This is a genomic window from Acidovorax sp. HMWF029, assembly GCF_003060895.1.
Lineage (GTDB): Bacteria > Pseudomonadota > Gammaproteobacteria > Burkholderiales > Burkholderiaceae_C > Acidovorax.
Window position 1 is genome coordinate 1 of sequence record NZ_QAIH01000308.1, and the last position, 2,375, is coordinate 2,375.

Genomic DNA, 2,375 nt, shown 5'->3' on the forward strand with positions numbered 1-2,375 from the left:
GTTGAACTAAACCGCTGACGCGGTGGCTCGGCAAGCGCTGGGGGCCACCGCGTTTTGCCTTGTTCGGTTGTGAGCTTGCACAAGGCTGTAGAAGGCTCAGCCTTCGGGTTGGGGACTCTTCCCCGGCCTTCAAGGAGAGCAGTCATGACCGAACTACGGCAACGCATGATCGATGCGATGGCAGTGCGCGGATTCGCCCAGCGCACGCAGCAGGCTTACGTCCAAGCCATCTGGCGCATGGCCAAGCACTACCGGCGCGACCCGGCCAGCTACACCCCCCAGCAAGTGCAGGAGTACCTGCTGACCATGGTGCGCGAACAACGCCTGTCCTACAGCACCATGAACCAGGCCGCCTGCGCGGCACGCTTCCTGTTCGAGACCGTGCTGGGCAGATCGCGCCAAGACTTCCTCGTCCCCATGGCCAAGGTGCCCCAGCGCCAACCCGAACTGCTCGGGCGCAGCGAGATCGCGCAGCTCTTGCTCGGCTGCAGCCACCCGCGCCAACGCATGCTGCTGCAAACCGTCTACGCCGCAGGCCTGCGCGTCTCGGAGGTCTGCGCATTGGAGCTGCGTGACATCGACAGCGCGGCCGACCGCATGTGCATACGCGTACGCGGCGGCAAGGGAGGGCACGACCGCCAGAGCATCCTCAGCCCCACACTGCTGTCAATGCTGCGCGAGCACGTGCGCTGCGTGCGACCCCAGCGTTGGCTGTTTGGCGACACCACTGGCCGCCAGCCCATCTCCGTGGACAGCGCCCAGCGCGCCTACCACCGCGCACGGCAAAATGCCCGCATCACCAAGAGCGGCGGCATCCACACCCTGCGCCACTGCTTTGCCACCCACCTGCTGGAAGGTGGCGTGGACCTGTTCACCATCAGCAAACTGCTGGGCCACAGCCACATCAGCACCACCGCACGCTACCTGCACCTGGTCAGCCCGCAGGTGCGTGCACCCAAGGACACCGATCCGCTGGATTTGCTGGCGGCGCTGCGACTTTCCTGACACTGTCCGCAGCACTGATTGAGCCGCCATGGCCACACTGGCCCAGGCCCTGCACCGCCATGGCCCGACGTATCTGGCAAGCCACACCCTGAGCGGGTCACAGGCCAAGGCCTGGCGGGCCATCATTGCCTGCCGCACGAAAGCCCTGGGCGGCGAGCAACTGGGCTGCGACACCTGCGGCCACAGCCACTGGCAATACCACTCCTGCCGCAACCGCCACTGCCCGCAATGCGGCGCCCGCGCCAAGGACGCCTGGTTGCAAGGACGGCTGGCCGAACTGCTCAACGTGCCCTACGTACACCTGGTGTTCACGCTGCCGCACAGCCTGAACGCGCTGTACGGCGCGCACCCGCGCTGGGTCATCGACACCCTGTTCGCCAGCACCGCCCAGACACTCAGCGACTTCAGCGGCAATGCGCGCTGGATGGGCGTAGCTGGCGGCACACCCGCCTTCAGCCTGGTGCTGCACACCTGGACGCAGGATCTGCGCCGACACATCCACGTGCATGGGGTGATGGCCAGCGGCGTGCTGCTCGATGGGCGCTGGCATGCGCCCAGCCGCAAGCCAGACTTCCTGTTCCCGGTACAGGCGCTATCCAAAGCGTTCAGGGGCAAGTTCCTGCAGGCCTTGGGCGATGCCCGCCGCAGCGGGCAAATCGACGCAGACCCCCAAGGCGACGCGAGCGCCTGGCGCGAACGCCAGCGGGCGCTGTACCACCACAACTGGGTGGTCTACGCCAAGGCCCCGCTGGGCGGCCCGGCGCAGGCCCTGGAGTACCTCAGCCGCTACACGCATCGCACGGCCATTGGCAACGAACGCATCCGCGCCGTCACGGGCGATGAGGTCATCTTTACCGTCCGCGCCGATGACCAGGGCGGAAAAAAGACAATCCGCTTGCAAGGCGCCGAGTTCGTGCGCCGCGTGCTGCTGCATGTGCTGCCCACCGGCATCAAGCGCATACGCCACTACGGCGTGCTGGCGCCCGCTTGCAAGGGCAAGAAGCTGGATGCGGCGCGCCGGGACCTGCAAATGCCCGAGCCCCATCCGCAAGCCATTGAATCAGCGCGCGAGTTCCTGCGGCGTGTGGCGCGCATCGATGCACTGAAGTGCCCGTGTTGCAAAGTGGGAACGTTGCACTGCGTGCAGACCGTGGCAGCGCCCCAGTGGCTGCCAGCGCCCGGTGCGCTCATGCCGAACAGCCGTGGCCCACCATGAAACGGGAAGGATCGCCAAAGGACACATCGCCGCTGCTTGGTGCGCAGTGGTGCGGGCTTTGCTCGCTCTGGATACCGCGCGCGAGGTGGCGGCAAGCCCGTTGGGCGCGGGCTACCCGCCCACGCCTTGCCTGCAAAGCGCTATTGCGCAAAAG

The 2,375-nt window shown here is 66.7% G+C and carries 2 protein-coding genes; both read left to right on the plus strand.

The window, feature by feature from the left end; all coding sequences use genetic code 11:
• Positions 1 to 144 precede the first annotated feature (144 nt).
• Complete coding sequence (locus tag DBR12_RS20680) at positions 145 to 1,005, plus strand: site-specific integrase (RefSeq protein WP_108618943.1); 861 nt, start codon at positions 145 to 147, stop codon at positions 1,003 to 1,005.
• Between the two features lie 28 nt (positions 1,006 to 1,033).
• The gene (locus DBR12_RS20685) at positions 1,034 to 2,221 is read left to right on the plus strand and encodes an IS91 family transposase (protein WP_108618944.1); all 1,188 of its coding nucleotides are present in this window, start codon (positions 1,034 to 1,036) and stop codon (positions 2,219 to 2,221) included.
• Positions 2,222 to 2,375: the final 154 nt, after the last annotated feature.

Bases quoted from the DNA above. Each gene is read 5' to 3' on its own strand.
- DBR12_RS20680 (WP_108618943.1), top strand. From the start codon at position 145: ATGACCGAACTACGGCAACGCATGATCGATGCGATGGCAGTGCGCGGA.
- DBR12_RS20685 (WP_108618944.1), top strand. From the start codon at position 1,034: ATGGCCACACTGGCCCAGGCCCTGCACCGCCATGGCCCGACGTATCTG.